Below are 22,420 nucleotides of genomic sequence, written 5' to 3'. Positions count from 1 at the left end.
CGTGCCCCGTCAGAGCTGGTTCTTGTCGAGGGAGAAGAACAGGACGACACCGCCGGTCAGCTCCGGCTGCTGTCGCGTCAGTGCGGCGATCGCCTTGTCGTAGATGTCGGCGCGGGTCGTCCCCGGCGACGGCTTGATCGTGCTCGCGAAGGTCCCGAGGGCGGACATGCCGCGCACGGTCTGCTGCATCGTGAGGACGCAGTAATAGGTGTCCTGCTGCATTTGCTGACTCCTGGGGATCGCGGGGCCGGGCGGGGCATCGACGGCCTGCCGCCCGGGTCGGCGGCTTGGACTACGCGAGGGCGGTGCCGGTGCCGAGGCAGTCGAGGCAGGCGGCCTCCTGCTCGGCGACCCGGCGGCGACGGGCGCCACGGCCTACGTAGACGGTCTCGGTGGTCTGGCCGGTGCCCTTGCAGGGGTCGCAGGGCGCGGGCTTCGGCTTCGCGGTGCGCTTACGGGCGGCCATCGGGGTCACCCGTTGCGCGCGGCGCGGTCGGCGGCGGCGCGGGCCTCGCGGGCGACCTGGGCGGCGTCGCGGTCGTCCGGGTTGGCCTTGGCGATGCGCTCCAGCAGGTCGGCCTTCTCGGCGAGCAGCGGACCGGTGTCGGCGTTGTCGTTGCGGGTGGCCCTGAGGTGGCCGAGTAAGGCGCCGATCTCGGCGATGGACGGCTTGCGGGACACGGATGATCTCCTTGGATCAGGGCATGGAGGGGTAGGGACTTGGCGCGAAGCGGTCGCGCGGACCGTGGGGCGAGGGCTACTACTTGCCGAGCGAGAGCGGCATCAGGGTCGGCGGCGTCGAGGGCATCGGCGGGATGACGACCGGGTTGGCGACCGGGGGGCGGAACGTCGCCAACCGGTCCAGGTCGGGCGTCAGGTGCGCGAACTCGTTGCAGCGCTCGGCGACTTCGGCCAGCGAGCGGTGCGGCGTGCGGATCTCGGACCAGAGGCCGGAGGTGTCGCCGGCGACGGCCAGGCCAGGCATGTCCGGGCTGATCTTCGTGGCGGCGATGACGGCGGCGTCGGAGACATCCCCGAGTCCCATCTTCGCCGTCTCCAGGTCGTTGACCCGGTGGACGGTGCGGCCGGTGAGCTGGGAGCGAAGCAGGGTTGCGCCCTTGCCCAGTTCCGAGCCGAAACGCTGGCCCGCGATCTCCAGGAAGATGCCGGCGGCGCGGGCGAGTTGGGCAAGCCGGATCAGCGCTGTGACGATCTGGTTTCGACGCTCCTCATCGGCCTTGCTGGCCACCAGGAAGAGTTCAGCGATCTCGTCCACCAGGACGACGATCGGCACGGGCCGGATCTTCTCGGGCAGGCCCCAGATGTCGGCGGTCACATCCTCGGCCGCCACCGATCCGGGGACACCCTGGTGGTCGCGGATGAGGTCGTACCGGTCGTCCATCTCGACCAGCAGCGCGAGCAGTAGCCCGAGCGCTTCGCCCTGGTCGGTGGCCAGTGCGGACAGTCGAGGCGCGAATGGCCGCTGTTCGACGCCGCGTTTGCAGTCGATGCCCACCAGGGCGACGGGCTGCGGGGCGAGGCCGTGGATCAGGTTGCGGGTGAACATGGACTTGCCGGACTGGTTGGCGCCGAGGTTCAGCCCGTTGGGCGCCTGTCGGTAGTCCCGGTAGTGCGCGGCGCCATCGGCACGAAGCGCGACCGGAACCCGCAGCAGACCAGGCTTGGCGGCGGCTCGGCGCGGCATGCGCACGTTGCGCAGCACGTCGAAGCCGACGATCCGCAGGTCCACGACACCGGGCTTGACCTCCGAGACGTGGACCGCGTGGACCTCCCAGGCGTGCCGCAGGCGCTCGGCCGCGTCGACCATGTCCGCCGTCTGCTGTCCACGGGCGAGCCGCAGCCGGACCCGCAAGCCGGTCGAACTCGCCTTCATGCCACGGATCTTGGGCATTGCGGGCTTGGCCGGCTGGTTGGTGGCGGAGGAGGCCATGGCGCGCCAGAACGAGGGCTCCACGGTCAGCCCGCAGGCTTCCATGACGTTCTCGTAGTCGTGCCGGATGCGGTGGATGGCCAGCGGGAGGCCGACGGTCGCCCAGTACGTCCGGGGCATCTTCGCCTTGGCGTAGAGCGCGCCGGAGCCGAGGGCCGCAGCGGGGGCGCCCAGCTCCAGGAGCATCGTCGTCAGGGTATCCACGGCGATCAGGCGCTCGCGCCGGCGGGGACCGGGGAGGCGACCGTCACGGCGTCGGCCCGGAAGGCGATCCCGGAGCGCTTCTGGCCGTTGAACTCGCTCTCCCACGGCCGGGCGATCAGCCGGGTGAGCGCGACCAGCATGCCGGGCGCCAGCCCGTCCGGGACGCCCGGTTGCGGCACGGTCAGGGACAGGATGTCGGCCTCGCCGTTGGCGACGAACGTGACGTCCAGGGTGACCAGCAGCGCGCCGGTCTCGGCGTCCGTGGCCATCTCGCCGGTCTGGCGGTTCTTGAGCTTCGGGCGGGGCGCCTGGGCGACCATCACCAGCGCGGCGGTCGTGTCGACGGGGATGAAGCGCATCTTCTGGCTCCTTCATCGAGCGCCGGGGCGAAGTAAGCAGCCCGGCGCATCTCCTCTAACGGAGGTGTTCTCATGCACTCATGTACATGAGTTGATGGATAGAAGAGTGCCCGACTCCTGTACATGAGTCAACCCGCCGCGAGAAAAATCTTGCGACGGGCTGCGAGAGTTGAGCTGACGTCAGTCGCGCGCGGGGAAGCGGTAGTCAAGAACGAACTGGTCAGCGGCCATTACGGTGTCGCAGACCTCCACTACTCGGCCGGCGTCGGTGACGGCATCCCGGACGAGGTGGATCACTGGGGAGCCGGGACTCAGTGCCAGCGCGGCTGTTTCGGCCTTGGTGGCCAGCCGGGCCCGGACGGTCTCGGTGAACTCGGCCAAGGTGTGACCGTGCTCCTCAAGCCGCGCGTAGATGCCACCGCCGCCGGGGTTCTCGGCGAACGTCTCCGGGATGTCCTTCACCACGTCCCAGGGCAGGTAGGAGGTGGCTTCCTCGGTCGGCGTCCCGTCGCGGAAGTACCGTCGCTTACGGGCTAGTACCTTCGAGCCGGCGGGCACGTTCAGCCGCTCGGCGATCTCTTCCGGGGCGTCGACCGGTCCGACGAAGAGCACGTTCACGGAAGGCTTGCCGCCGGACTGCTCTGCCTCGGCGAGGTAAGCAGCCTTGCCGGCGAGCCGGTGCGCGCGCCGGAAGCGGTCCGAGGACTTGCGCTGTACCGGAGGGCGAGAGCGAACGAAGGAGCCCCGTCCGTGGTGCGTCTCGATTAGCTGTGTCGTCCGCAGCTCCGCGACCGCCTTGCGGACCGTGCCGGAGGCCACCCCGTAGCGCTCCATGAGTTCGGCTTCGCTGGGGATTGCCGCACCGGGAGCCAGGACCCCGGATCGGATCTGCGACGCCAAGTCGTCCGCGATCTGCTGGTACTTCGCCTTCGCCGTCGATGCGGCCTCGCCACTCGCCATGGTGCTGAAAGGTCTCCTATCCTCCTGTACATGAGTACCAGCCCCTCGCAACAAGTTTCAACGCCTCTCCACTCCGTGTCTGTGGCTGGGGCGGTGGTACGTGAGGACGGCCGGATTCTCGCGATCCGGCGGGCCGACAACGGCACCTGGGAGCCGCCCGGCGGAGTGCTGGAGCTCTCGGAGACAGTCGAGGACGGCGTACGCCGCGAGGTGTACGAGGAGACCGGGATCAAGGTCTCGGTGGAGCGGCTCACCGGGGTCTACAAGAACGTGACTCGTGGGATCGTCGCCCTGGTCTTCCGGTGCCACCCCGAGGGCGGTAGCGAGCAGCTATCGGACGAGTCGACGGCCGTCGCATGGCTCACCCCGGAGGAGATCGCCGACCGTATGGGTGAGGTTTATGCCGTCCGTCTGCTCGACGCCGTCCAGGGCGACGCGGCTCCGCACGTCCGGACGCACGACGGCCGGACGCTCATCGACATGCCGCAAGCGAGCTGAGTCAGCCGGTCTTCCTACCGCGTTTGCCCATCTGGCTCCAGACGTGCCGGTGGCGGGCGATGGTGAAGATCCGATCCACCCTGGTCGGGGACAGCACCGCCGGCCGGGAGGGCAGAGCCGAGGCGATCTGCTCACCATCGATGACCGTCACCCCCGGTGTCGCACCCAGCGTGATCTTCTGGGCGCCGACGACGGCGATGACGGCGTGAACGGGGACCTCGAAGCCGCACCACTCGGTGAGCAGCTTGGCGGTACGGATCGCCTCGAACTCCGAGTTCTCCAGGTACGGGAAGCTGTTGCGGTTGACCTTCACCATCTTGTCGCCGACCCATACCGTGGCGCCCGGGTGGTGCTTCGAGTTGATCGTGAAGACGCCCGGCGGGCCGATCACCACGTGGTCGATGTCGGACCCCGACGGCAGCGGCACCCCGTGCAGGACCTTCCAGCCGGCAACTTTCAGTGGCTCCAGCCGGGCCCCGACGAACTGCTCACCTTCCAGACCACGAAGCGTGGTCGAATCGCCGAGGCGCTGGCGGGAGATCTTGGCAGCCAGCCGGACGAGTAGCCCGTACCTCTCTTCGCCCTCGCGCACCAGGCTCTCCAGCCCCGCGCCGGGCAGGTTCCGCGCAAGGTCGTCTTCGTCTCGCATCGGGGGAAGGAACGGGACCTCTTCCCGGGGCTGTGGCACGAGCGCCGAAGTCGCGATCTCGGCCGGATTCTTCGTTCCTTGATGCCGAACCGTGCGCGGTGGCACGTGGTTGCCGAAGGACTTGCACCACCCCTCGACCTTGGCCAGTGCGAGGGCTTCGAACTCCGGGATGTCGACCGTGACGACCCCGGTCTTGCAGTCCAGCCAGGCCACTGAATCCCCGCGGGCGCCAGCCTTGTTGACGTAGAGCCGTTCCTTCCCGGGCACCCGCCAAGGCTTGACCACCAGCTCCGTCATTCGTCCCCCTCCGGTATGGCCTCCCTGACCAAGGTCAGCATGCCCACGGACCGCTCAGCAGGAACGCGAGAGTCGGCCAGCCGGGCCAGTTCAGGCAGAGGCTAGGAGGCACGGTCGGAGCGAGCGATGGTGTCTACGGGTTCCAAGGCGTGGGTGCCGACGTCGCGCAGACCCAGGCGGGCGGTGTGTTGGATGGGGATAGGTAGCAGGGGAGTTGGGGTGAGGGGGTGGGTTGGGAAGGTGGCTGTTACGAGTTTCGCTACTGGTTCAAGGGCGCGCACAGCGCGCCAGCGCGCGGCCCTGCCGCTCGCCGTCGCTCCTGTCTGCGCCCCGCTTCGGCGGCGGCCGGCCGCGCACGCGAGCGTGCGGCCGGGGATGCCGATGTGAGAGAGCCCGCCGGGCAGGCGGGGACGGTGCGGGTCAAGGCATGAGGCTCCGCCGGGCCCTCTCTCGGAGGGGACCGGGGGCAGGCGCATGGGTGCGGCTTCGACGGGGTGGTCGTGGGCGGGTCGCGGGAGGTCCCTCCTCGATCGGTCACCCAAGGGCGTACCCGGAACCTCCAGGGGCCGCCAAGGCCAAGCGCAAGCGTCACCGGGTGAGCCTTGGCGGCCCCTGGAGAACCCGGGTGCGGCGAAGCTGCCCGATCGAGGAGGGGACCGCCCGCTCAGCCCGAAGTGTGCTGGCGGCGCCGGGGCCGTGTCTGCGTGTCTCAACCGTGCCCCAAGGGGCGGGCGCAGGCGGTCAACAGCGGTCAGTAGCGGCCTTGCCGAGCGGGCTCCAGAAGGCCGATAGCGCGGCATTGCTGCACGTCAGGGGCCATGTGTGGCGGATCAGTTGGCGAGATTCCCAAGCTTAGAGCGCGAGTTCGATTCTCGTCGCCCGCTCCATATCGAAAGCCGCAGGTCAGCGACCTGCGGCTTTCGTGTTGTCTGGACCAATTCGGGCGTGCCGTGCCAGATCCGTGCCAGAAGGCGCCTGGGTGACCTTTTGGGGCCACACTTCCGATCGCCGCGCGCTTGGAAGGCGCGAGCCGCGGTGGCCGCTCTCGGAGCAATGGAGATGCAAGCCACGACGAGCCGGGCTTCCTGGCTGGCGGTGCACTTCTGCTCGAGGGAGAGGTGACCGTCGCCGTGCGATCCAGGTCATCGGCCAATGCGCTGTGGACGGCGGGATCAAGGTTTCCACCTCCTTTCGGCGTCCTGATCGCATGCTGATTCACAAGTTTTGACCTTCATTTGGTAGTTGATCGATAGAAGATTTGATCGGCTCATCGCAAGATGGGCCGGGGTGGCGCAGTGGATTCCACGGCGTCGGGAACGGGGCGTGACGTAGGCGGGGTCAAGGGGGCATGGTGTCAGAGGGTTACTCTGTGGATCTTGGTGCGTTGAGGGATGCGGCCGCAGGTGTGAATGGCACCCTCGAGCAGGTGAGTCGGCGGAAGGTCACCGACATACCCCATGAATCGTCGGCGATCGGTCATGGCCACTTAGCGAGCACGCTGTCCGATTTCCTGAGTCGATGGAAACGCGGCGTGGACAATCTTGCCAAGGACGGCAAGGAGATCAGAAGTCGGCTGACGCTCAGTGTGAATGCGTACGCCAAGGCTGAGCAGGACGCACATCAGCATGTCGTCCAGAGCGGCACGATGGTGACCGCTCCCGGGGCCGATCCCGGAGTGCACTGATGGCGGCAGAACTCGGCACCACGAGCGATCCGAAATCATTGATCCCTGGAAGCCCGCCGGCGATCTACGCGACCGAGGCCGAACTGCGTTCCTATGGCGACCATCTGCATCAGGCAGGGGTCGGACTGCAACGTATCGACACCGTTGACGGCTGGCGTGGAGACGCTGGAGACGCTTTCCGCCACGCATTCCATGGGCAGCCGGGAAAGTGGCTTCAGGCTGGCGATGCATTTCACGATGCCGCTGACGCACTCAAGAGCTATGTCTCGACCTTGGTGTGGGCGCAGGCCCAAGCGGCCACAGCGGTCAGCCAGTGGGACTCCGGCGACAAGGCGACAGCGGGTGAAACGCTGCGCAGTGCCAGAGAACAGCTGGCATCTGCTGGTGACACTGCAGCTGCCAAAGTCGGGAAGGCCCGTGACCTGGCGCCGCCCAAGCCGGGTTTCTGGTCCCGCCTGGGCGATGACATCGGAGGGTTCTTCTCCGATGCCGGGCATTTTGTTGAGAAGGCCGGAGAAGTAGTTCTCGACGACCTCGCGTCGGTGGGCAATGCCATGGTGCACGACCCGGGCGCTGTGCTCGAACTGGCAGGTGGGCTGGGTCTGGCGGTGCTCGGTGCGGGTGGTGAGATCGGTGGCTTCGCTCTCGATGCCACCGGCATCGGGGCGGTGCTGGGTGTGCCGGTCAACATCGTCTCAGCCGCAGCCATTACCGGCGGTCTCGGGCTGGCGGGCGCTGGCCTGAACACGATCATGCAGGATGCGGCTGGTCCAGATCGGGTCAACATGAGCTCCGACGGAGGCGGTGGCGGTGGTGGGGGAGACACTGGTACCGAGCCCGTCTCGAATCGTGTCCGGCCACCGCGGGAGGGTGATACCAACTACGTTGTCGACAATCCATCCGATCTTTCGGATACGATCACCGATATCGATCGAGTAGAGAACGGGACTCTCTGGGAGGAGAAGACGGCCACCGGCCAGGACCCGCGGATGGACCCGCAGAAGTGGGTGCAGAAGAACGTCGTCAAGAAGCTCGACTCGTATATCCGCGCTCGTCCCTATCTCGAGGGTTACGAGAATGCTCCACTCGGTATGGACTTCACGGAGCCGGGAGCGACACCTCAGTTCAGGGCTGCGGTTGAACAAGCTGTCGAGGATTGGAAAGCCGCCAATCCGGGCGTAGACGTAACAGTTAGGTGGGCACAGTGAGTTGCACTTTCCAGGTGGAGGACGAGATCGTGTGGGATCCGTCGAACACGGTGGCCCGGTTGTTCACCGGAGAGGCAGCGGCGGTGGCGTCTGCCTTCAGTCTGGAATCGGGAATCGGCGAGATCATCGAGGATGAGTGCGAACTCGATCTCCCGGTCCTGGAGGCCTTCGTTGCCGAACTTGTGCGGCGGTATCACGAAGCGACCCACCCCATCCTCCGATCGCTCACGGTGGGCTTCATCGCTACGGCGTCGGTTCTGGTCGAGCGGGCTGGCGGGCAGCTTCCGTCCGGTGAGCCGGACCAGGTCGCGGCTTGGGCCCAGCTGCGCCAGGAGCACGCGAGGTCGATGCCGCGCTGAGAGTGACCGGACTGGTCGCGCAGCTCCCTCGGCTGTGCGTCTTTGCCGCGGGCATTCGCAGCCACTTCGACCGGATGCGGTCAGTACCGGGGGACAGAGGAGTGTGTTGTGGTGCCGGGAGCGGCCGTACCAGGCCTCACAGAACATGGCGCCGCGTAGGTCTGCCGGTTTTCGTGGGTGCGGATGAGTCAACTGGCGGCCTGAGCTTCCCCCGCTGTGCGGGAGGTGCTGATTACCTGGTCAGGACGGGTTCAGGCGGTTCGACGGCCACTGGTTCGGCCGTCGCCTGGTCGGCGTAGTACCTCGCCTCGTACTCGTCGGGGCTGAGCCAGCCGAGGCGCTTTTGGATGCGGTGGGTGTTGTAGAAGCCGGTCGCGCCACTCCTCGCCCCGATCGGGGCCCGGGATCAGTCGGCCGACGAGTGGGCGGAAGCCGCTGACACAGCGGACGACTCCCGTGTCGACGATCCTGTCGCCGCGCAGGCAAGCTGATAGGCCGCCCGCCGGGCGCGTCAGTGGAACAGCTGCTGGAGGTCAGCCGCGCGGCGGTCGCCGCCCACGGTCGACTCACCCGCGCGATGGTCGAGCAGGCCGTCCGCGAGGCCGTTCTTCCGCTCGTCAGTACCCGCCTCACCGAGCTGATGAAACAGCTCCGCCGGGAGTGGAACGGCGGACAGGACGGTCAGAGCCCCACGGCTCGCTGACCACCACCGTGACCGGCCGACCCGTCGCGGTCGGCCGGTCACCGACTTGTGCCCACTCGCAGCCGCAGTCGGCGGAGGTTCCCCGCTGCCGATGACCCCGCTCGGTAGAACTCGACCTCCGCCGCGGACCGGCCCCCTTCTCCGCGGCGGAGTCAGGTCGGAAAGCCCTGCCCGATCTGCCGCCCATACCCGCGAAGTCCGGCACGACCGAGCCGGCATCCGTCAGGAAACGGCCCACCCACACAGCCACAACCGACCGACACCCCCTGGAGTACCCCCGTGAAGACCGCCAGCCAGACACCGAACGGCCAGGCTGGGAGGCTTGCAAACTTCCTCTGTCGCCACGGAGTTGACCGACAGAGCACCCCGACGGGAGCAAGCGAGTGCGTCCGGACCCCTGATCGGGGCCCGGACGCGGACGCCCGCGCCCAGGAGGGCACGGACGAGGTGGTGCTGCCGAGCACGGGGGCGCGCGCGGCATCACCGGGGGCGTGCCGCGAGGCGCGGCACTCTGGGGGAAGCCCGCCAACTCCCGCGCCGCGAGCGCCGTCGACAGCGAGCCGTCTGCCACAGGTCGTGCTGATCGAGTCGATTCTCACCGCGCGCCCAAGCGCAGCCGCCGCGACAACGACAACCCGAAGCGTTCCAAGGTCTCCTTCCGCGTCAACGACGAGGAAGAGGCGCTGGTGAAGAAGCGGGCCGCAGCCGGGAAGAAGGCCGTCGCGTACTACGCGAAGCTCAAGGTGCTGTCCGACGACAGCCCGGCAGGTGGGCGCGACGAGAGCCTGGACGCTGCGGTCAACGAGCTCGGCGCGATCCGCCGCCAGTACGCCGGCGTGGCCAACAACCTCAACCAGCTCGCCCGCGCCCACAACTCCGGTAACGACCTCGCACCTACCGAGGTCCGCGACGCGGCCACCGCCGTGAACGGCGTGCTCGACCAGGCCAGGCTGGTGATCGCCGAGATCGACGCCGCCGCGATGCGGCGTCGGAGTCGCTGTTCCGGCTGGCGCGCCGACTGCAGCCGGGCCTCGCGGGCACGGCGGTCGGCGGCGGCAGCGACGGCAACTTCACCGCCGCCCTGGGCGTGCCGACGCTCGACGGCCTGGGCGCGGTCGGTGGCGGCGCCCACGCCGACCACGAGTACGTCGTGGTCGACGCGATGGTGCCGCGGGCGCGCCTGGTCACCGGACTGGTGGACGCGATCCGCGCCCAGGGCGTGCCCGACAGCACACCGTGATCACCCCCCGAACGGAGGACACAGCATGAGCGGACGCATTCTCGTCGTCGGCTGGAAGCCGCGGTCGAAGGCGCACCTGGTTCGCCGACGCGGTGGTGATCGAGTGACCGCCCGGGCCTGAGAACCCGGACGCACGACAGCCCGACCGCCTTCTCCGGCGGTCGGGCTGTCGTGCGTCCGCGCTTTCCCGTGCGGATCCGGGCCGGGGTTCAGCCGGTGGTGAGGGCTTCGAGGGTGGGGACGAGGGCGGTCGGGGTGGGCAGGGCGGCGTTCTCCGCCTGGAGCCGCTGGGCGGCCTCGCGCAGACCGGGGTCGGTGAGGAGGCGGTCGAGCAGGGCGGCGTCCACGTCGTCGGAGGCGGAGCTCAGGGCGGCACCGCTCGCGGTGAGGGCCTCGGTGTTGATGAAGTGGTCCGCGCCCTGGGGGAGGAGCAGCTGGGGCAGCCCGGCCTGGAGCGCGGTCAGCATGGTGCCCGAGCCGCCGTGGTGGATCAACGCGTCGGCGCGACCGAGCAGTTCGTTGAGCGGGACCCAGGGCAGTCCGCGGACGTTGTCGGGCAGGGTGCCGAGCGGGGCGAGGTCGGCGCCGCCGACCGCGAGCAGGAAGTCCGCGTCGACCTCGGCCGCCGACTCGACCAGGCGGACGACCGCCCGGACGCCGTCGAGCTGGGCGAGGACGGTGCCCAGGGTGACGACGACCCGCGGGCGGTCGCTGGTGGGGCGGAGGAACTCGGCCGGCACGATGCCGCCCCCGTTGTAGGGGATGTAGCGCATCGACAGACCGTCCGGGTCGCCGCCGAGCGGGCCGACGTTGAGCGCGGTCGAGGCGGCCGGACCGGCCAGGCCGAACCGCTCGTAGACGTCGGTGAAGTGGGAGGCGATCAGGTCGCTCATCGGGAGGCCGGCGCTGACCCCGAAGTTGTTGATCACCGACGGGATCTTGAGCAGGGTCGCCACCAGCGGCGCGGCGGCCTGGAAGGAGTCGTGGACGATCAGGTCGGCGCCCCACTCGGTGGCGGCCTCCAGCAGTCCGTCCACGGAGGGGCGGGAGGCGTACGCGAAGATCGCGGCCGCCCGGGCGAAGATCTCGTCCTGGGACTCGTCCTGGGTGACGTACTCGATCTTGCCCTCGAGGCGCTCCTGGAACAGATCCATCAGGGTGCGGCCATCGCCGATCTCGACGATCGGGAAGCCCGCGCTGCGGAGCTGGTCGAGCGGCTGCCCGCAGGCGAACAGCACCTCGTGCCCGGCGGCGCGCAGCGCCTGGGCGGTCGGCACCATCGGGAAGAGGTGACCGGCCGCGGCGGGGCCGGTGAAGAGTATGCGCATGGTCCACTCCTTGCGAACAAAGCTGACTGGGCAGTCTCACCTTGAAAGCTGACGTGCAGTCAATTTCATTCCGGGTGTCATGCGCGGTAATCGGCCTTTCTGGACAGGGACTTGCCACTCGGGCGGCGGTGTGCTCCGATCCCCGCTTCCGCCCGCCGTCGGCTGCCCGCGGCCCGTCGCTCAGGCGGCGTCGAGGAACTCCCGGACGGTCTTGGTGAACGCCTCGGTCTCCTCGGCGAGCACGACGTGGCCGGTGTCGAACTCGGCGTAGACGCTGCCCGGGAGGGCGGCGTGCAGGCTCCTGGCGTTGCGTACCGGGACGGTGGCGTCCTGGGTGCAGCCGATCACCAGGGCCGGGACCTGGACGTGGGGGAGAAACGGGGTGAGGTCCAGGCCGAGGTTCAGGGCGATGTGCCGCAGGGTGCCGGGAGTTGGCTGCATGTAGGCGGTGTTGGCCTCGACGGCGGCGCGGCCGATCCGGTCGAGGAAGCCGCTGCTGAAGGCGGTGAGGGTGGCGTAGCCGCCGAAGGCGCTCGGGTTCTCGGCGAGCGAGAGCCAGGTGGCCATGGACAGGCGCAGGTACTCGTCCTGTTCGGCGCTGATCCAGCCGGCGGCGGCGACCAGTCGGTGGACCTGGTCGGGTCGCCGGGCGGCGGCCGCGGTGGCGACGACGGCGCCGAGCGAGAAGCCGAAGACGTCGGCGGGGCCGCGGCCGGCGTCGTCGATCACGGCGTTGACCTGGGCGGCGAGGGTCTCCAGGGCGAGCGGGCTGCCGTCGTCCTCGGCGGCTTCGCTGCCGGAGAGGTCGGGCAGCAGCACGGTGTAGCGGTCGGTGAAGGAGTCCAGCAGGCCGTCCCACATGCCGGAGCCGGGGCCGGTGCCGTGGACCAGGGCGAGGGTGTCGGGGCCGTCGCCGACGACGCGGTAGGGGATGCGGGCGGTGCCGACGGTGATGGTGGGCATGGCGGTGTCCTCTCGGAGGCGGGCGGTGGTGCCGCGGGGTTCGGCGGGCTGGGCCCGTTGGCGGCACGAGAAGTAAACTACACAGTGCAGAGCAGTGATTCAACTGCACCGTGCAGTGCAATTCGAGTGTGCGGAAACGGTGGGGGATGGATGGTGGCGGAACTGTCCGTGCCCGGTCACCGTCCAAGCAGTGACGGAATCCCGGCCCGGGTTGAACACCGGGAGGAGTACGGAGGGCCCCGTGCAGTCAGGTGGTGCCGAACTCAACCTCGGCCGTCCGGGCGGCTGCCCCGGTGGAGCGCCGGTCGCGCCCGCCCGGTGGCGGTCGGGACCGGACCCGGGCGTGACGGTCGATCAACTCGGCGCCGCCGAGCGCTGCGAGACGCTGCTCCGGGACACCGTGGACGCCATCGACCCGGCGCCCGCCTGGCGGGAGGCGGCACCCCGGGCGGGTGCCCGGCTGCCGCAGCCGGGGCGCGGTCCGGCGGTGCTCTGGTACGTGACCCGGGGGCGGGACATCCTCACCGTGGTCTCGCTGCCCCGGCGGGCGGTGCTGGCGGGCGTGGTGGAGCGGCACTGGCGGCGGCGCGGCTGGACGATCACCGCGCTGAACGCCGACCGGGAGCGCCCCTCGGTCGCCGCGACCACCCGGGACGGCTACCGACTGGCGCTGCGTTTCGGCGAGTTGGGCGAAGCCGGAGTGACCGCGAGTTCGCCCGGAGTGGCCCGCTCGGAGCGGATCCCGGCACTGTCGGCCGCGGACGGTCGCGGCTCCGCGCCGCTGCCCCACGTCTGCTGTCCGTACTGGAGTGCCCTGGCCTAGCCGGCAGTTCGGCGTACGGAGACCGGGGGAGGCGTGGAGCGAGTCCCCCCGGACTCGCTCCACGCCGCCTCGTCGCGCGGCTTCGGCGCGGCCGCTCCCCCCGACACCCCGGCAGCCTCGCCGTTCCCCCCTGGCAGCAACCCTCCGGCGAGAGCGGTCCGCACAGGCCCCGGCGAGTCCCCACCCCCGGGGACGTCGTTGACATCACGCTAACAAACCGCGTGGTTGGTTTGTCAATAGTGAAATCCACGAAACATCCACATTGTGGTGAGCGTCCCGGACCGGCGCGAAAGGCGTCGGACCAGCCGGTTGTGGGGCCCTTCGGGGTGTCCGGCCGGCGGGGCGCGCGGTCCCGACCGTGCCGCGCGCCGGATGCGCGTCGGCCTGGAATCCGACATTCCACGCGCCGCGGCAGCACGCAGCGGCACCGCGCGAACGCCCAGCGCAGCCGCGGTGCGTCGGGGCGCCGACCGGAGCGGGAGGGTAGAGCTTACGACCCGTCCGGCTCAGCGCAGCAGCCGGCGCTCCTTCGCCACCGCCACCGCGCCCGCCCGGGTGTCCACGCCCAACTTGTCGTAGATCCGCCCGAGATGGGTCTTCACGGTGGCCTCGCTGATGAACAGCGCCCGCGCGATCTCGCGGTTGCCCAGCCCCTGCGCCAGCTGCTCGAGGATGTCCTGCTCGCGCTCGGTGAGCTGCGGCGCGGGCGCCCGCATCTGCGCCATCACCCGGGAGGCGACCGGCGGCGAGAGCACCGTCCGGCCCTGCGCGGCCGCGTGCACGGCGGCGAACAGCTCCTCCGGCCGCTCGGCCTTCAGCAGGTAGCCGGTGGCGCCGGCGGCGATCGCCCGGGTGATGTCGGCGTCGGTGTCGTACGTGGTGAGCACCAGGACGTGCGACCCGCCCGGGGCGGCGGTGATCCGCCGGGTGGCCTCCACGCCGTCGATGCCGTCGCCGAGTTGGAGGTCCATCAGCACCACCTGCGGCGCCAGCCGGGCGGCCAGGGCGACGGCCTCCTCCCCGGTGCTGGCCTCGCCGACCACCTCGATGTCGCCCGCGCTGGCGAGCAGCGCCAGCAGTCCGGCCCGGACCACCGCGTGGTCGTCGCAGACCAGCAGCCGGACGGGGGCCGTGCGCGTGGTGTTCATCGGTGCTCCAGGGGGATCGCGGCGGAGACGACGGTGCCCTCGCCGGGGGTGCTCTCCACGGTCAGCGTGCCACCCAGCTGTCGCAGCCGGGCGCGCATCGCGGGCAGCCCGTACCCGCGGCCGCCCCCGGTGCCCGCGGCCGCCGGGTCGAAGCCCAGCCCGTCGTCCGCGACGTCCAGGACGGCCTGGGCGCCGAGGAAGGACAGCGTGATCGCCGCGGCCGACGCCCCGGCGTGCTCGCGGACGTTGGCCAGCGCGCCCTGGGCGATCCGCAGCAGCGCGGACTGCGCGGCGGCCGGCAGCGGCACGGGAGTGCCGTCCAGGTGGAAGCGGACCGGCAACCCGCTCTCGGCGGACTCCCGGTCGGCCAGCGCCCGCAGCGCCTGGTCGAGCGTCCGACCGTCGGCGAGCTCGGCCGGCGCGAGGTCGTGGACGAAGCGGCGGGCCTCGGCCAGGTTCCGGGCGGCCACCTCGGCGGCGGTGCGGACATGGGTGCGGGCGGTCGCCGGAGCGGTGTCCCAGGTGCGTTCGGCGGCCTGCAGCAGCATCTGCTGGCTGGACAGGCCCTGGGCGAGGGTGTCGTGGATCTCCATCGCCAGCCGCGCGCGTTCGGCCAGGGTGCCCTCCCGCCGCTCGGTGGCGGCGAGTTCGCGCCGGGTGCGGACCAGGTCGGCGATCAGCGCGCGCTGCCGGGCGGCCTGCCGGGCCATGAAGAGGAAGACGCCGGTGGCGAGCGCGGCCACGGCGGGCGGCAGCAGGACGAGCGTGGCGTCCGCCCCGCCGGGCAGCCGGATCTCGGCGATCACCACCAGCAGGGTCAGCGCGCCCACCAGCGGGATCGCCGCCTTCGCGGGCAGCGCCCGCAGCGCGGTGTAGATCAGCGGGACGGCGCACCAGGCGAAGCTCGGCGCGAGCAGCACCAGCACCACCCAGAGCGCGACCACCAGCGCCAGGGGCCACCGGCGGCGCCGGCCCGAGGGGGTCGGCCGGTGGTGGTCGAGCCAGGAGCCGGCCGGCTGGGCGGCGGCCAGCGCGGCGCTCAGCCCGATCACCCAGGGCGCCTGGGCGCTGCCCGAGTGGTGGGTGAGGTAGCGGTTGAGCGAGGCGGCGAGCAGCACCACGAAGGCGGAGTCCAGCAGCAGCGCCAGTCGGCCCGCGTCCGGCTCCCCGGCGTCGCGGCCGGCTCCGGGGGCTGCGGGGCGGGGCTGTGGCACGGGTGGCTCCTGGTCGAACGGGACGGCGCGGACGGCGCGGGCGACGTGGACGGGCCCGGGCGGCGCGCGGGCGGCGCGCGGGCGATGGGTCCGCGTTGACCTGCGCCGATCCCTCGATGGTGGCCCGTCCGGCCCGGTCCCGCATCAGCCGATCGGTTGACGCCGCCGTCCTCCATCGTGCCCGGACGCCGGCGCCGGACCGCCGATGTGGCGGACCGGTCCCCGGCCGGAGGATCGAAGCATGCCGCCGGGCGACCCCCCGACGCCCGGCGGCCCCGAACCCCCGCACCATCCCGCAGACCCGTCGAGGAGCTGGACCATGAAGAAGACCTCCGTGCGCACCCGGGTGCTGACCGGCGCCGTCGCCGCCGCCGCGATCGCCGCCGCCACCGTGGGCGCCGTCTCGGCGAGCGCCGAGACCAGCGAGACCCCGGCCGCCCCCGCCGCCGTGAGCGTCGACACCCAGAACAAGAACCTCGCCCAGAGCACCGGCCTCACCATCGACGCCGCCACCCGCGCCGCCCAGGCCGCCCTGGACGCGGCGACCAAGGCCGGCCAGCACGTCTCGGTCGCCGTCGTCGACCGCGACGGTGTCACCCGGGTGCTGCTGAAGGGCGACGGCGCCGGTCCGCAGGCCCCGGCGTCGGCCGAGCGCAAGGCCTTCACCGCGGTCTCCTGGAACGCGCCGACCTCGGAGCTGGCCAAGCGCCTGGCCCAGGCCCCGAACCTGAAGGACATCCCGGGCACGCTGTTCCTGGCCGGCGGCGCCCCGGTGCAGTCGAAGGGCGCTCCGGTCGCGGCGATCGGTGTCGCGGGCGCGCCCAGCGGCGACCTGGACGAGCAGTTCGCGCAGGCCGGCGTGGCCGCCCTGGCGAAGTGACGCTGGCGAAGTGACGCTGGCGAAGTGACGCCGGTGAGGTGAACGCAGGCCGGTGGGCCGTCCCGTGAACGCGGGTCGGCCGACCGGCCGGTTGCATTGACTCCTTCGGGTGAACGGCCGGGGGGTCGCCGCAGAACACGGGGTGACCCTTCGAAAAGCCGCTGCCGCTGTCAGTGCCTCGTGGCAGGCTTCCCGGTATGACGGCGTGGACCCTCAACGACATCGAACGTGCGATCCGCTCCTCCTGGGGTGTCGACACCTGTGCGCCCGAGGACCTGGCCCACTGGCGTCCCGACAATCCCGCCCGCGGCCAGTGCGGGGTGACGGCGATGGTGCTGCACGACCTGCTCGGTGGCGAGCTGATGATGGGCGAGGTGCACGTCGACGGGGTCCGGACGGACCTCCACTGGTGGAACCGCTTCGCCACCGGCTTCGAGATCGACCTCACCCGCGAGCAGTTCGGGCCGGACGAACTGGTCGGCCCCGGTCGCCCGGTCGCCCGGCCGGCCCGTCCCGGCCGGCTGCAGGCCCAGTACGAGCTGCTGCGCGGCCGGGTGGTCGCCGAGCTGGAGCGCGGAGCCGCCGCGAACCGCACCCGGATGCCGGCCCGCGCCTGCGCCTGAGTGCCCCGAGGGCCCCGAGTGGCCCGAGCATCCGAGCACCACGCGTTTCCGAGCCGGTTGGCATCCTGACGTACAGTCGGCCGAAGTGATCGACGACGGCGGCGGGAGTGCGCGGATGACCGGGACGACGGTCGGCTTCGTGGGGCTGGGTGCGATGGGCCGGGGCATGGCGGGCAGCCTGCTGCGGGCCGGTCACGCGGTACGGGTCTGGAACCGCTCGCCGGAGCCGGTGGCCGCGCTGGTGTCCGCGGGCGCGCAGGCGGCGGGCTCGCTCGCCGAGGTGTTCGCCGCCGACACGGTGGTCTCCATGCTCGCCAACGACGACGCGGTCGAGCGCCTGCTGCTCGACCCCGCCCTGCTGTCCGGTGCCACGGCGACCCTGCACGTCAACATGGCCTCGGTCTCGCTCGCGCTCGCCGAGCGGGCCGAGGCGCTGCACGCCGAGCACGGCATCGGCTACGTCGCCGCGCCCGTCCTCGGCCGGCCGCCGGTCGCGGCGGAGGGCCGGCTGAACATCCTGGCCGCGGGCGCCGCCGACCTGCTGGTCAGGGCTGAGCCGCTGTTCGCCGCGATGGGGCAGCGCACCTGGCACTTCGGTGAGAGCCCCCGGCAGGCCAACACCGCCAAGATCAGCACCAACTTCCTGCTGGCCTGCGCGATCGAGTCGATGGCCGAGGCGTGCAGCCTGGCCGAGGCGAACGGGGTCCGGCCGACCGACCTGATCGAGATGCTCACCGGCACGCTCTTTCCCGGGCCGATCTACTCCGGCTACGGCGCGATGGTGGCCGAGCGCCGCTACGAGCCCGCCGGGTTCCGGCTGCCGCTCGGGCTCAAGGACGTCGGCCTGGCGCTGGAGGCGGGGGCCGCGCGCCACGTGCCGCTGCCGTTCGGCAGCATCCTGCGGGACGCCTTCCTGGACGCGCTGGCCCACGGCGACGGGGACAAGGACTGGGCGGCGGTCGCCGCCGTCGCCCGCCGCCGGGCCGGACTCCCCGAGTGACCCTCGCGGGCACGGAGCAGGCGGAACCCGCGGAATAACCGGCGGGCGTAGGCTGCTGGCACCCCCGTCCACATCACGTGACCGGGGGAGTCTCGATGTCCGACCAGCCGTCCGGCGCCGGGGCGCCGCGCCGTTTCCTGTTCCTCGACGCCAGTGCGCGCGCCGACGGCAACACCGTCCGACTCGCCCGGCTGGCCGCCGAGTCGAGTCTGCCGGAGGGCGCCGAGCAGCGCTGGCTGCGGCTCGACGAGCACCCGCTGCAGCCCTACCGGGACCGGCGGCACGTCGGCGAGGGGCACACCCCCGAGCCGGTCGGCCACGAGCGGACCCTGCTGGACGCCACCCTGGCCGCCACCGACCTGGTCCTCGTCGCGCCGCTGTACTGGTACACCCTGCCGACCAGCGCCAAGCTCTACCTCGACCACTGGGCGGGCTGGCTCCGGGTGCCCGGGCTCGACTTCCGCGCCCGGATGGGCGGCGCCACCCTGTGGGACGTCACCGTCCTCAGCGGCTCCGAGGACAAGGCCGAGCCGCTGGTCGGCACGCTCAAGCTGACCGCCGAGTACATGGGGATGCGCTGGGGCGGTGCGCTGCTGGGCAACGGCACCCGCCCGGGGGACGTGCTGCGCGACGAGCGGGCGCTGATCGCGGCCAAGTCCTTCTTCTCGGGCTGACGGCTTCTCCCGCGCCCGCCCGTGCGGTACGGTCCTCCGGACGTGTACCCGTCACCTTCGGTCATCTTTTGGCAAAGCACAAAAGCCTTGCGGATGGACGGAGTTGGACGAACCGGGCGGGCCGTCTGCATCCCGCGGGCACAGCGCGGCACCCGCCTTCCGGACCGGCCGGATCGTTCGGTACTCTCCGTCGCACTTTCAGCTTCGCGGGGGGACGCGGCGTCTGCGGCCGCCCTCTCGCGCCCGGGCCTCGCCCGGAAACGTCCGTGAGGTCTCCCTTGTCCATACGTCGCAGTCTTGCCCTCGCCGGCGCCGCCGCGCTCGCGTCCTCGCTCGTGCTGGCCGGCGCCCAGGGCGCCATGGCCGTCGGCACCACCGGCTCCCCGACCGCCTCCGCGCCGGCCGAGAAGGCGGGCCACCAGGCTCTCGACCTCTCGGTGCGCGGTGTGCCCGGCACCTTCTTCGCCGGTGGTGACGCCCACGAGTTCACCTACCGGATCGACAACTCGACGAAGACCGACTTCGTCGCCTACCCGCTGCTGAAGTTCAAGAACAAGGCGGGCTCGCTCAAGGCGAACGACCTCAAGCTCGAGTACCAGCTGCCGGCCGCGCTGCCCGGCGGCGGCATCTGGAAGGCCGCCGTCGTCGCCCCCGGCGGCGGCGACGGCGACGACGGCGCCGTGCTGATGTTCCTCGGCAGCGTCACCGACGGCGGCGACGCCGGCGACGGCGCGCTGCTCTACCTCGCCCAGGGCAAGAGCATCGACATCAAGGTCCGCGCCTCCTTCACCAAGGACGCGCCACTGGGCAAGGCCGGCGTCGTGCCGGTGGTCTACTCCGCCGACGCCAACGACGAGAACGACCACGGCCGCTTCAGCTGCGACGGGATCAAGGGCGCCGGCTTCACCATCAAGGCCGGCGGCGGCAAGCCCAGCCCGACCCCCACCCCGACCAAGACCGGCAAGCCGAGCCCGACCGCGAGCGGCTCGCCGACGGCCACCCACACGCCGACCTCCAGCGCGTCGCCGACCGCCACGGCCACGGCCACCGCCACCGCGACGCCGACCGCCACCGCCACCTCGACCGCCACCACCGGGCCGACGGCGCCGACGACGGCCCCGACCACGACGGCCCCGACCACCGCGCCGTCCGGCGACAGCAGCAGCGATGCCCCGCAGCCGATCGACTTCCCGGTGCAGAACCCGACCGTCACCCCGCCGAAGATCACCCCGGGTGGTGTCAGCAAGGCCAAGACCGACGCCGCCAACGCGGACAAGTCCCTCGCCACCACCGGTGGCGGCGACGACACCACCATGATCGCGGCCGTCGGCGGCGGCGTCCTGGTCGCCGGTGTCGGCACCCTCGTGGTGCTGCGCCGCCGCAAGTCGGGCCAGCACAGCTGACCCCAGCGCAGGTTCCGAGGCACCCGCCCGTGTCCCCCGCACCGTCCACCGGACGGCCACGCGGGCGGCACGGGCGGTACTCCTGCGTCACATAGGATGTCCGGCCGGAGGGGGGCGGAACGGCGGGGAGAGGACAGGTGCGGGAAGCACGCACGGCACGGGCCACCACCGATTACGAGGCGGCGACCGGGCGCATCGCGGGGCTGCCGCTCCGCAGGCACCACGTTCTGCTGGTCGCCTGGACGGTGCTCTGGTTCTTCCTGGTCGAGCCGAGCGGCGGCTTCTCCTGGCACTACCTGCGCCAGGGCGAGCAGCTGCTCTTCAGCGGCCAGCCCGACGGCGGACTGTCGCTCTACGCCCACCACCCGGAGCTGCAGATCGGCCCGGTCAGCCTGGCCGCGGCCCGGCTCACCGCCCCGTTCTCGCCGCACACCGGCCAGCTGGTCGCCGAGGCGGCGAGCGCCGCGCTCGGCCTGGTGATGCTGGTCGTGGTCGGCCGCACCGCCGCCCTCTACTACCTGGGCACCGGCACCAACCACCGTCGGCTCCAGCAGCGCCTGCTGATCGCCGGACTGGCCTTCATCCCGATGTGGGTCGAGGTGTCGGTCCGCTTCGCGCACCTGGACGACGTCCTCGCGTTGTTCTTCACCACCCTCGCCGCGCACGCCCTGGCCCGCGGCAAGCCCACCCAGGTCGCGGTCTTCCTGGCGCTGGCGGTGGACTCCAAGCCCTGGGCGATCGCCTTCGCCCCGCTGATCCTGGCGCTGCCCCGGCCCTCCTGGCTGCGTACCGCACTCTGGTTCGCCGCCCTGGTGGCGGTCGCCTGGCTGCCGTTCTACCTGGGCAACCTGGACACCATGGCGGCCGCGAAGTTCACCATCCCGAACCAGCCCGCCTCCGCGCTGCGCTGGTTCGGGGTGACGGACCCGGCCACCCCCTGGTGGGACCGCCCGACCCAGTTCGCGCTCGGCCTCGGCCTCGGCAGCATCGCGGTGTGGCGCGGGCGCTGGCCGGCCGTGGTGCTGCTCGGCGCGGACGCCCGGATCCTGCTCGACCCGAGCGTCTACACCTACTACACTGCCTCGATCCTGCTCGGCACCCTGCTCTGGGACGCGGTCGGGCAGAAGCGGCTCGTTCCGTGGTGGAGCTGGATAGCGCTGGCCGCGCTGTACGGCGGCACGCTGTTCCTCCCGTCCGACTCGGCCCGCGGCTTCGTCCGGCTCGCCTTCGTGGTGGTCTCCGCCGCGTACGTGCTGCTCTGGCCCACCCAGCAGCCCCGCCGTCCGCGGGTCGGCGGCCAGGGTGACGGCGGGCGCCGGTCGGCCCGGCGGCGCGAGCGGGTGCTGGTCGGCGCCGACGCCTGAGCGGCCGACGCCGAGCAGCGGACGCCAGCGGCTGACACCCGGAATGTGGCTTGACCCTCACGCGACGTGAGAGCGGAGGGTGGCGGTCAGCACCAGGGAGGAACCCCGATGACCAGTGAGGGCTACTCGGTCGGCGCCGTGGCGAAGATCGCCAAGGTGACCGTCCGCACCCTGCACCACTACGACGAGATCGGCCTGCTGTCCCCCGCCGGCCGTACCCGGTCCGGCTACCGCCGGTACGTGGACGCCGACCTCGACCGGCTGCAGCAGATCCTCTTCTACCGCGAACTCGGCTTCCCCCTGGAGGAGATCGCGGCGATCCTGGACGACCGCTCGGTGAGCCCGAGCGAGCACCTCCGGCGGCAGCACCGGCTGCTGACCGACCGGATCAAGCACCTCCAGGAGCTCGCCACAGCTGTCGAACACGCCATGGAGGCACGGAGAATGGGCATTCAGCTGACCCCGGAGGAGAAGTTCGAGATCTTCGGCGAGGGCTACCAGGAGGACTGGGAGCAGGAGGCCGAGCAGCGCTGGGGCGACACCGCGGCCTGGGCCGAGTCGCAGCGCCGCACCGGCGGCTACTCCAAGGCCGACTGGCAGCGGATCCAGACCGAGATGACCGGACTCAATACCCGGCTGACCGAGGCGCTCACCGCCGGCGAGGCCGCCGACGGCACGGTGGCCATGGACCTCGCCGAGGCGCACCGGCAGCACATCTGCCGGAACTTCTACGACTGCACCTTCACCATCCACCGCGGTCTGGCCTGCCTGTACGTCTCCGACCCGCGCTGGACGGGCATGTACGACGACCTCGCCCCGGGACTGGCGCAGTGGCTGCACGACGCCATCGTCGCCAACGCGGACCGGCACGAGAAGGCGTAGGGCCCG

At 71.4% G+C, this 22,420-nt stretch carries 24 protein-coding genes and 2 pseudogenes; 15 read left to right on the top strand and 11 right to left on the bottom strand.

From position 1 onward, the window contains the following. Positions 1-9: 9 nt before the first annotated feature. The 6 genes from ACZ3TI_RS11170 to ACZ3TI_RS11145 form a co-directional block, all read right to left on the bottom strand. On the bottom strand, positions 10-222 hold the full coding sequence (locus ACZ3TI_RS11170; protein WP_465725762.1) for a hypothetical protein: 213 nt from the start codon (positions 220-222) through the stop codon (positions 10-12). Between the two features lie 70 nt (positions 223-292). Beyond that, complete coding sequence (locus ACZ3TI_RS11165) at positions 293-466, bottom strand: hypothetical protein (protein ID WP_465725760.1); 174 nt, start codon at positions 464-466, stop codon at positions 293-295. 5 nt (positions 467-471) lie between these two features. Beyond that, positions 472-681, bottom strand: a complete 210-nt coding sequence (locus ACZ3TI_RS11160; protein WP_465725758.1) for a hypothetical protein — start codon at positions 679-681, stop codon at positions 472-474. Between the two features lie 79 nt (positions 682-760). After that, a complete protein-coding gene (locus tag ACZ3TI_RS11155) occupies positions 761-2,137 on the bottom strand; it encodes an FtsK/SpoIIIE domain-containing protein (RefSeq protein ID WP_465725756.1) in 1,377 nt (458 codons plus the stop codon). A 23-nt stretch (positions 2,138-2,160) separates the two neighbouring features. Next, entirely contained in the window at positions 2,161-2,514 is a 354-nt protein-coding gene (locus ACZ3TI_RS11150; protein ID WP_465725754.1) for an SCO3933 family regulatory protein, read from the bottom strand. Positions 2,515-2,694: 180 nt separating this feature from the next. Then, positions 2,695-3,474 carry a GntR family transcriptional regulator gene (locus ACZ3TI_RS11145; protein ID WP_465725752.1) on the bottom strand — a complete coding sequence of 260 codons (780 nt, stop codon included), beginning with the start codon at positions 3,472-3,474 and terminating at the stop codon, positions 2,695-2,697. 18 nt (positions 3,475-3,492) lie between these two features. On the opposite strand from ACZ3TI_RS11145, the gene ACZ3TI_RS11140 reads away from it, so the two are divergent. Continuing rightward, a complete protein-coding gene (locus ACZ3TI_RS11140; protein ID WP_465726048.1) occupies positions 3,493-3,972 on the top strand; it encodes an NUDIX hydrolase in 480 nt (159 codons plus the stop codon). A gap of 1 nt (position 3,973) precedes the next feature. On the opposite strand, the gene ACZ3TI_RS11135 is transcribed toward ACZ3TI_RS11140, so the two are convergent. After that, entirely contained in the window at positions 3,974-4,918 is a 945-nt protein-coding gene (locus tag ACZ3TI_RS11135) for a nuclease-related domain-containing protein (protein ID WP_465725750.1), read from the bottom strand. Between the two features lie 1,405 nt (positions 4,919-6,323). Here ACZ3TI_RS11135 and ACZ3TI_RS11130 point away from each other — a divergent pair. From ACZ3TI_RS11130 to ACZ3TI_RS11105, 6 genes and pseudogenes are all read left to right on the top strand, one after another. Beyond that, positions 6,324-6,602, top strand: a complete 279-nt coding sequence (locus ACZ3TI_RS11130) for a hypothetical protein (RefSeq protein WP_465725748.1) — start codon at positions 6,324-6,326, stop codon at positions 6,600-6,602. Continuing rightward, positions 6,602-7,810 carry a putative T7SS-secreted protein gene (locus ACZ3TI_RS11125; protein ID WP_465725747.1) on the top strand — a complete coding sequence of 403 codons (1,209 nt, stop codon included), beginning with the start codon at positions 6,602-6,604 and terminating at the stop codon, positions 7,808-7,810. The genes ACZ3TI_RS11130 and ACZ3TI_RS11125 overlap by 1 nt, the downstream gene beginning before the upstream one ends. Before the next feature lie 14 nt (positions 7,811-7,824). Continuing rightward, positions 7,825-8,169: a DUF6086 family protein gene (locus tag ACZ3TI_RS11120; RefSeq protein WP_465725745.1), complete on the top strand. Its 345-nt coding sequence runs from the start codon at positions 7,825-7,827 to the stop codon at positions 8,167-8,169. Positions 8,170-8,683: 514 nt separating this feature from the next. Then, entirely contained in the window at positions 8,684-8,872 is a 189-nt protein-coding gene (locus ACZ3TI_RS11115; protein ID WP_465725744.1) for a hypothetical protein, read from the top strand. Between the two features lie 491 nt (positions 8,873-9,363). Continuing rightward, positions 9,364-9,774 (top strand): annotated as a pseudogene (locus ACZ3TI_RS11110) (MobC domain-containing protein); the annotation flags it as partial. 77 nt (positions 9,775-9,851) lie between these two features. Further along, positions 9,852-10,112: pseudogene (locus ACZ3TI_RS11105) on the top strand (M20/M25/M40 family metallo-hydrolase); the annotation flags it as partial. Positions 10,113-10,321: 209 nt separating this feature from the next. Here the strand turns inward: ACZ3TI_RS11105 and ACZ3TI_RS11100 are convergent. Together ACZ3TI_RS11100 and ACZ3TI_RS11095 are read right to left on the bottom strand one after the other, a co-directional pair. Next, on the bottom strand, positions 10,322-11,440 hold the full coding sequence (locus tag ACZ3TI_RS11100; RefSeq protein ID WP_465725742.1) for a nucleotide disphospho-sugar-binding domain-containing protein: 1,119 nt from the start codon (positions 11,438-11,440) through the stop codon (positions 10,322-10,324). 180 nt (positions 11,441-11,620) lie between these two features. Next, entirely contained in the window at positions 11,621-12,403 is a 783-nt protein-coding gene (locus ACZ3TI_RS11095; RefSeq protein ID WP_465725740.1) for an alpha/beta fold hydrolase, read from the bottom strand. 343 nt (positions 12,404-12,746) lie between these two features. Between ACZ3TI_RS11095 and ACZ3TI_RS11090 the strand changes: the two genes are divergently transcribed. Beyond that, on the top strand, positions 12,747-13,226 hold the full coding sequence (locus ACZ3TI_RS11090; RefSeq protein WP_465725738.1) for a hypothetical protein: 480 nt from the start codon (positions 12,747-12,749) through the stop codon (positions 13,224-13,226). Between the two features lie 506 nt (positions 13,227-13,732). Here the strand turns inward: ACZ3TI_RS11090 and ACZ3TI_RS11085 are convergent. Together ACZ3TI_RS11085 and ACZ3TI_RS11080 are read right to left on the bottom strand one after the other, a co-directional pair. Further along, positions 13,733-14,374 (bottom strand): response regulator, encoded by a 642-nt coding sequence (locus ACZ3TI_RS11085; protein ID WP_465725736.1) that lies wholly within the window; start codon positions 14,372-14,374, stop codon positions 13,733-13,735. Next, positions 14,371-15,588: a sensor histidine kinase gene (locus ACZ3TI_RS11080; RefSeq protein ID WP_465725734.1), complete on the bottom strand. Its 1,218-nt coding sequence runs from the start codon at positions 15,586-15,588 to the stop codon at positions 14,371-14,373. Before ACZ3TI_RS11080 ends, ACZ3TI_RS11085 begins: the two co-directional genes overlap by 4 nt. Before the next feature lie 319 nt (positions 15,589-15,907). On the opposite strand from ACZ3TI_RS11080, the gene ACZ3TI_RS11075 reads away from it, so the two are divergent. From ACZ3TI_RS11075 to ACZ3TI_RS11045, 7 genes are all read left to right on the top strand, one after another. Further along, positions 15,908-16,468, top strand: coding sequence for a GlcG/HbpS family heme-binding protein (locus ACZ3TI_RS11075; RefSeq protein WP_465725732.1), 561 nt, complete (start codon positions 15,908-15,910; stop codon positions 16,466-16,468). Between the two features lie 197 nt (positions 16,469-16,665). Then, entirely contained in the window at positions 16,666-17,091 is a 426-nt protein-coding gene (locus ACZ3TI_RS11070; RefSeq protein WP_465725730.1) for a YunG family protein, read from the top strand. A gap of 85 nt (positions 17,092-17,176) precedes the next feature. Beyond that, a complete protein-coding gene (locus tag ACZ3TI_RS11065; protein ID WP_465725728.1) occupies positions 17,177-18,091 on the top strand; it encodes an NAD(P)-dependent oxidoreductase in 915 nt (304 codons plus the stop codon). 95 nt (positions 18,092-18,186) lie between these two features. Beyond that, positions 18,187-18,765, top strand: coding sequence for a flavodoxin family protein (locus ACZ3TI_RS11060; protein ID WP_465725727.1), 579 nt, complete (start codon positions 18,187-18,189; stop codon positions 18,763-18,765). Positions 18,766-19,043: 278 nt separating this feature from the next. Further along, a complete protein-coding gene (locus ACZ3TI_RS11055; RefSeq protein ID WP_465725725.1) occupies positions 19,044-20,168 on the top strand; it encodes an LPXTG cell wall anchor domain-containing protein in 1,125 nt (374 codons plus the stop codon). A gap of 137 nt (positions 20,169-20,305) precedes the next feature. Further along, positions 20,306-21,532 carry a hypothetical protein gene (locus ACZ3TI_RS11050; RefSeq protein ID WP_465725723.1) on the top strand — a complete coding sequence of 409 codons (1,227 nt, stop codon included), beginning with the start codon at positions 20,306-20,308 and terminating at the stop codon, positions 21,530-21,532. Positions 21,533-21,640: 108 nt separating this feature from the next. Continuing rightward, positions 21,641-22,414, top strand: coding sequence for a MerR family transcriptional regulator (locus ACZ3TI_RS11045; RefSeq protein WP_465725721.1), 774 nt, complete (start codon positions 21,641-21,643; stop codon positions 22,412-22,414). Positions 22,415-22,420: the final 6 nt, after the last annotated feature.

Source organism: Kitasatospora sp. NPDC023120 (genome assembly GCF_055560835.1).
Note: the sequence above shows the minus strand (reverse complement) of the source record. Positions and strands in the feature narration are given on the sequence as shown.

Bases quoted from the DNA above. Each gene is read 5' to 3' on its own strand.
- ACZ3TI_RS11150 (WP_465725754.1), bottom strand. From the start codon at position 2,514: ATGCGCTTCATCCCCGTCGACACGACCGCCGCGCTGGTGATGGTCGCC.
- ACZ3TI_RS11060 (WP_465725727.1), top strand. From the start codon at position 18,187: ATGTCCGACCAGCCGTCCGGCGCCGGGGCGCCGCGCCGTTTCCTGTTC.
- ACZ3TI_RS11170 (WP_465725762.1), bottom strand. From the start codon at position 222: ATGCAGCAGGACACCTATTACTGCGTCCTCACGATGCAGCAGACCGTG.
- ACZ3TI_RS11045 (WP_465725721.1), top strand. From the start codon at position 21,641: ATGACCAGTGAGGGCTACTCGGTCGGCGCCGTGGCGAAGATCGCCAAG.
- ACZ3TI_RS11100 (WP_465725742.1), bottom strand. From the start codon at position 11,440: ATGCGCATACTCTTCACCGGCCCCGCCGCGGCCGGTCACCTCTTCCCG.
- ACZ3TI_RS11075 (WP_465725732.1), top strand. From the start codon at position 15,908: ATGAAGAAGACCTCCGTGCGCACCCGGGTGCTGACCGGCGCCGTCGCC.
- ACZ3TI_RS11145 (WP_465725752.1), bottom strand. From the start codon at position 3,474: ATGGCGAGTGGCGAGGCCGCATCGACGGCGAAGGCGAAGTACCAGCAG.
- ACZ3TI_RS11095 (WP_465725740.1), bottom strand. From the start codon at position 12,403: ATGCCCACCATCACCGTCGGCACCGCCCGCATCCCCTACCGCGTCGTC.
- ACZ3TI_RS11155 (WP_465725756.1), bottom strand. From the start codon at position 2,137: ATGCTCCTGGAGCTGGGCGCCCCCGCTGCGGCCCTCGGCTCCGGCGCG.
- ACZ3TI_RS11135 (WP_465725750.1), bottom strand. From the start codon at position 4,918: ATGACGGAGCTGGTGGTCAAGCCTTGGCGGGTGCCCGGGAAGGAACGG.
- ACZ3TI_RS11085 (WP_465725736.1), bottom strand. From the start codon at position 14,374: ATGAACACCACGCGCACGGCCCCCGTCCGGCTGCTGGTCTGCGACGAC.
- ACZ3TI_RS11125 (WP_465725747.1), top strand. From the start codon at position 6,602: ATGGCGGCAGAACTCGGCACCACGAGCGATCCGAAATCATTGATCCCT.
- ACZ3TI_RS11070 (WP_465725730.1), top strand. From the start codon at position 16,666: ATGACGGCGTGGACCCTCAACGACATCGAACGTGCGATCCGCTCCTCC.
- ACZ3TI_RS11165 (WP_465725760.1), bottom strand. From the start codon at position 466: ATGGCCGCCCGTAAGCGCACCGCGAAGCCGAAGCCCGCGCCCTGCGAC.